The sequence below is a fragment of the Caballeronia sp. genome (genome assembly GCF_049581465.1).
In the GTDB taxonomy this organism is placed as follows: Bacteria; Pseudomonadota; Gammaproteobacteria; order Burkholderiales; family Burkholderiaceae; genus Caballeronia.
In genome coordinates this window covers 1-4,309 of record NZ_JBAUSA010001046.1, presented here as the reverse complement: position 1 = coordinate 4,309, position 4,309 = coordinate 1, and the positions used below count along the sequence as shown (strand labels likewise).

7 protein-coding genes are annotated in these 4,309 nt (G+C 60.5%); 2 read left to right on the top strand and 5 right to left on the bottom strand.

Translation table 11 applies throughout. The features are described 5' to 3' along the window. Nucleotides 1-41: 41 nt before the first annotated feature. From WCA53_RS25635 to WCA53_RS25625, 3 genes are all read right to left on the bottom strand, one after another. A complete protein-coding gene (locus WCA53_RS25635; RefSeq protein WP_423917024.1) occupies nucleotides 42-1,145 on the bottom strand; it encodes an enoyl-CoA hydratase/isomerase family protein in 1,104 nt (367 codons plus the stop codon). A gap of 57 nt (nucleotides 1,146-1,202) precedes the next feature. Next, on the bottom strand, nucleotides 1,203-1,826 hold the full coding sequence (locus WCA53_RS25630) for a TetR/AcrR family transcriptional regulator (protein ID WP_423917022.1): 624 nt from the start codon (nucleotides 1,824-1,826) through the stop codon (nucleotides 1,203-1,205). Between the two features lie 236 nt (nucleotides 1,827-2,062). After that, nucleotides 2,063-2,347: a DUF1488 domain-containing protein gene (locus tag WCA53_RS25625; protein WP_423917019.1), complete on the bottom strand. Its 285-nt coding sequence runs from the start codon at nucleotides 2,345-2,347 to the stop codon at nucleotides 2,063-2,065. A 211-nt stretch (nucleotides 2,348-2,558) separates the two neighbouring features. Here WCA53_RS25625 and WCA53_RS25620 point away from each other — a divergent pair, with 211 nt between their 5' ends. Next, nucleotides 2,559-2,888: a hypothetical protein gene (locus WCA53_RS25620; protein WP_423917017.1), complete on the top strand. Its 330-nt coding sequence runs from the start codon at nucleotides 2,559-2,561 to the stop codon at nucleotides 2,886-2,888. Between the two features lie 39 nt (nucleotides 2,889-2,927). On the opposite strand, the gene WCA53_RS25615 is transcribed toward WCA53_RS25620, so the two are convergent. Together WCA53_RS25615 and WCA53_RS25610 are read right to left on the bottom strand one after the other, a co-directional pair. Continuing rightward, on the bottom strand, nucleotides 2,928-3,266 hold the full coding sequence (locus WCA53_RS25615; RefSeq protein WP_423917014.1) for an SMR family transporter: 339 nt from the start codon (nucleotides 3,264-3,266) through the stop codon (nucleotides 2,928-2,930). A 3-nt stretch (nucleotides 3,267-3,269) separates the two neighbouring features. Next, the gene (locus WCA53_RS25610) at nucleotides 3,270-3,773 is read right to left on the bottom strand and encodes a heme-degrading domain-containing protein (RefSeq protein ID WP_423917011.1); all 504 of its coding nucleotides are present in this window, start codon (nucleotides 3,771-3,773) and stop codon (nucleotides 3,270-3,272) included. A gap of 450 nt (nucleotides 3,774-4,223) precedes the next feature. On the opposite strand from WCA53_RS25610, the gene WCA53_RS25605 reads away from it, so the two are divergent. Continuing rightward, nucleotides 4,224-4,309, top strand: an 86-nt coding sequence (locus WCA53_RS25605; RefSeq protein WP_423917026.1) for an ESPR domain-containing protein, incomplete at its 3' end; no start/stop codon positions are given.

Genomic DNA, 4,309 nt, shown 5'->3' with positions numbered 1-4,309 from the left:
CTCGTATTCATGCGCGCCTTCATGGCCGGCAACGACGCGGATTAATCAGCGAGCGACGCCAGCGGGTGCTCGCCACCAGTCCACGGGCTCTCGAACATCCGCAGGACGTCGGCGCGCGTCACATCTTCCGAACGCTTCAATTTCCACACCGGCTGATTGTCTTTATCGACAATGCGCGCCCGAATGCCCTCCACAACGTCGCCATGATCGAACGTCGTGCGCGTCAAGATCAGATCCCGGCGCAGCGTCTCCCCCATGCTCGACGTCTTCGCCCGGTCGACATGCTCCAGCGAGACATCGATCGACAAGGGCGAACGCTCCCGCAACTCGGCGGCCGTCTGCCTGGCCCAATCGTCCTGCGCGTTGTCCAGTGACTTCAAACAGGCCGCGCCGTTGCCGGAAGCAAAATGCGCATCGATGAACGCCCGAGCCTGCTCGAGCTGACTCGTCTCGACACCGCCGCTTGCATTGCGGCTCGTATTCGCCTCGACAAACGCCACCACCTCGTCGCCCGACGCGAAGGTCTTTTCCTTCAACGCATCGATAAGCCCGGGCAGCGCTTCGTCCGTCAAAAAAACGTCGGCGAGACCGGCATGGAGTGCGTCGCCCGGACCGATAGTGGCGCCCGTCGCGGCCAGATAGCGCCCGATTGAGCCGGGCGTGCGGGCGAGAAACCAGCTTGCGCCCACGTCGGGAAACAGGCCGATGCGCGTCTCCGGCATCGCCATTTTGGTCGAGCCCATGACCACGCGCAGGCCGCCGGTATGCCGCGCGCCCTGCGAAATCCCCATTCCGCCGCCCATGACCACGCCGTTCATGAACGCGATGTACGGCTTCGGATACGAGAAAATGACGTGATTCAGGCGATATTCGTCGGTGAAAAATGTCTCGATCTTTGCGCGCTCACCCGTTTTCGCCGATTCATACAGAAACCGGATATCGCCGCCCGCGCAGAACGCTCGCGGATGCGGGCTGTACACGACCACAGCGTGCACCGACGGGTCGTCGCGCCAGGAATTTAGCGCTACCTCGATGGCGTGCAGCATCGGCAGGGATAACGCGTTCATTGCTTTCGGGCGGTTCAGCTCGATCAATCCAATGCCATGCGCGCGCTCGATACGGATTTCGTCGATTGTCTCGGTCATGGTTGTTTCAATTCTCGATTGTTGTATGTGAATGTAAAACGAAGGCTGAACGGGAAATCATGCACTGCGGCCGTTCGGCCGTCGACGCGCAGTTTTCCCGATATCGGAATTTGGAAGATAAGGCGCGAGCGCGTGTTCGACCAACGCATCGACCGGCGTGCCGATAAACGCGCTGGCGGTCAGGCTCAACGACGCGATGCCATGCAACGCGGCCCACAAGATCTCAGCCGCTGCCAGACGGTTTTCCTCGGTACACAGCGCGGTCAACGGATCGCTCAGGATCGAAAGCGTAGTCGCGCCGTCCGCGCCCTGACCCATCGCGGCTGCGGTGTAGGCTGAATTTTCCATGAAAATAAGCTGATAGATCTGCGGATGCTTCCGCGCGAACGCGACGTAGGCGTGCCCCATCGCCGTCAGCCTGCTGGCGGGACTAGCGGCCGGATCGACCGAGCGCAGCGCGGCCATCAGTTGAGCATGGCCTTCGCCGCATAGCGCGTGGGCAATGGCGTCGCGGCCCTCGAAGTGCAGGTAGAGCGACGCTGGGGAGTAACCGATTACGTCGGCTATCTTGCGCATCGATAAAGCGTCGAAACCGTCGCGCAACATGATCGCCCGCGCGGCGTCGAGTATGGCGTTGCGCATGACGTGCCGCTTTGGAGTGCGTTGCGCGATAACTGTCATCCGACGCATTCTCCGGAAGCGCGCGCGTAAGTCAATGCAAAACTGAACAGTGTTTAGTCGGCGGACCGCTTCGATCAACCGGGCACCCGCGGAGTCACCGCTGGATGAGGCCGGCACGGGGTTGAACGCCTCGTTCGATTCTGGTTACATCGCCGGCGGCACGAACCGTGCTTACAGAGAAAGAGCAACGTGAAAAATCGGTGCCGCGCCACCCGGCAATGCGTGGCGAAGGCCGCTCACTGCAACGCGGAACCCGGAGGGAAATGGCCGCTTTTCAACAACACGGGCGTGCCGTTGCTGACGCGCAAGTGCTCGCGCGCAACGGCTTCGATCCGGGCACGCGCCGCATCGAATGCACGAATCCAGCCGCGGCTGTCGCAACTTTCCACGTCGAAGTGATCCTCGAGCGCTTCGACGGAAATCGCGCACGGAACCTGCTCGCCGTCGACCAGCGCGGGGAACACGATCGTGAGGTTTGTCTCGCGATAAGCGGGCGCATCGGCGGGAAAATGGATGTTCATGGTCGCCTCGGACGGAGGAAAACGGGATCGCGATCATGGTACTCGCGCCCCATGCACACGGTCTACCCTGCGCTAGCGTCCATGCACCGAGTCGCTTTTACGACCGCTCTGGGGCGTGTGGGAAAATACCATTTGAATCAGACAGGCACGCCAACAGGCGCCCGGTCTGGCTCTGTTGACTGAAAACCGATGGTTGCCACCAGAGGACTCGATGAAAATACTTTCACACCGCGTACGCTCCCATGCGCTCCACACCGCGACCATCGCCGCCGTCGTGAGCCTCGGCGCGTGCGCATCGTCAAATGATGCTTCGCTGATCCATCTCCCCGACGGTCAAACGGGTTACGCCATCAACTGTAGCGGCGCCGATGCCAGTTCGACCTGGGCCAGTTGTTATGTCCTCGCCGGCGACAAATGCGGCGCGACCGGATACACGATCGTATCGAAGGATAACGAGGAAGGAGGACCCTCGGGCGGCAGCATCACCAACGTGGTGTCGGCGAATGTAAAAAACCGCTCGATGATCATACGCTGCAACTAAGGTCTGCCCCCTTGTGCCCTTGCCTCGTTGAGCGAAAACTCAATGCGCGCTGACCTTCGAAAACACGTTCAACACGACGACGCCCGCTACGATCAGGCCCATGCCGATCACGGCGGGCAGGTCGGGGATCTGCTTGAACAGCAACGCGGCCACCAGCGTGATCAACACGATGCCAGCCCCTGACCAGACCGCGTACACGATGCCGACAGGTATCGACTTCAGCGTCAGAGAAAGCAAATAGAACGATATGCAATAGCCGATCACCACGACGGTGGCCGGTACGAGGCGCGTAAATCCCTCCGATGCCCGCAGCGCGGAAGTCGCCACAACTTCCGCGACGATGGCGACAGCGAGCAACACATAAGCGGATGAGCGCATCGGCTAAGCCTTGTCCGATAGAAGCGCCAGTGCGCTGGCGTCGTGCCCGAGCACCGCACACAGTGCTTCCACGACCAGGGCATGATCGGAGCGTTGCGGCAATCCCGACACCGTGACCACGCCAATCACGCCCGCACCTTTGACCGCCAGCGGAAATGCGCCGCCGTGCGTAGCGAACTCGGCAGCGGGAAGACTGTATTTATCGGCGAGCGTGGTGCCGCCCTGCTGCAGGCTCAGACCGATCGCGTACGAACTCCGGCGAAAATACTCGACCGTGCGCGCCTTGCGCTCCACCCAGCGGGCGTTGTCCGGCGTGGTGCCATCGAGCGCGACGTAGAACAGTTGCTGCCCGAAGGTGCGGACTTCGATGGCGACCGCCGCGCCGCGCGCGAGCGCCATCTCGCGCAATTGCGCGCCGAGTTGCCAGGCCCGATCCGAATCGAATTGCGGGAATACGAGCGTTTTTTCCTGCTGGGCGATGGTTTGCAAGTCGTGAATGATGTTCATGGCGTTCACACGTATTGGGTCCTGGCGATTAAACAACGGCCGATGGCGCGAATCTCCCGGCCGGACGCGATATCACAAATTGTGACACAGGGGTGCAGCGAGGCTTGCGCGATCGCGCCATCGGGCTGCGGTAAAGCGACCTGCTGCCGCTGATTTTTCGAAGTATGAACGCGGTCGAATTTTCGAATGATTCTCGCTTTGTCTTAGTTTCCCTAACAATTCCTAACAAGGCGAGTCGATAAGCTGTTGCATCTGTTGCACCACGTGTCGATTTGGGACGTTTCTGATTAAGGCTTGCTGTCCTGCTCAGTAGAGTTCGGCTCTTGTCCATGCAGCCGCAACCGGGGTCCAGACGGATTCTTCGGCCGCGCTGAAACGAAATGCAGCTGGCTACGGTTACCTGCGTATTCGCGTCACGGATTCGAATCAACTTTTACGCAGGTATGCAAAATGAACAAGGTTTATAAGTCGGTCTGGAATGAATCCCTCGGTGCATGGGTCGCGGTTTCGGAGAATAGTGCGGCGCGGGGTAAGCG

What these genes read in the sequence shown, in the direction of transcription:
- WCA53_RS25615 (WP_423917014.1), bottom strand. Translation starts at nt 3,266, where the DNA reads ATGCGCTCATCCGCTTATGTGTTGCTCGCTGTCGCCATCGTCGCGGAA.
- WCA53_RS25630 (WP_423917022.1), bottom strand. Translation starts at nt 1,826, where the DNA reads ATGACAGTTATCGCGCAACGCACTCCAAAGCGGCACGTCATGCGCAAC.
- WCA53_RS25625 (WP_423917019.1), bottom strand. Translation starts at nt 2,347, where the DNA reads ATGAACATCCATTTTCCCGCCGATGCGCCCGCTTATCGCGAGACAAAC.
- WCA53_RS25610 (WP_423917011.1), bottom strand. Translation starts at nt 3,773, where the DNA reads ATGAACATCATTCACGACTTGCAAACCATCGCCCAGCAGGAAAAAACG.
- WCA53_RS25620 (WP_423917017.1), top strand. Translation starts at nt 2,559, where the DNA reads ATGAAAATACTTTCACACCGCGTACGCTCCCATGCGCTCCACACCGCG.
- WCA53_RS25635 (WP_423917024.1), bottom strand. Translation starts at nt 1,145, where the DNA reads ATGACCGAGACAATCGACGAAATCCGTATCGAGCGCGCGCATGGCATT.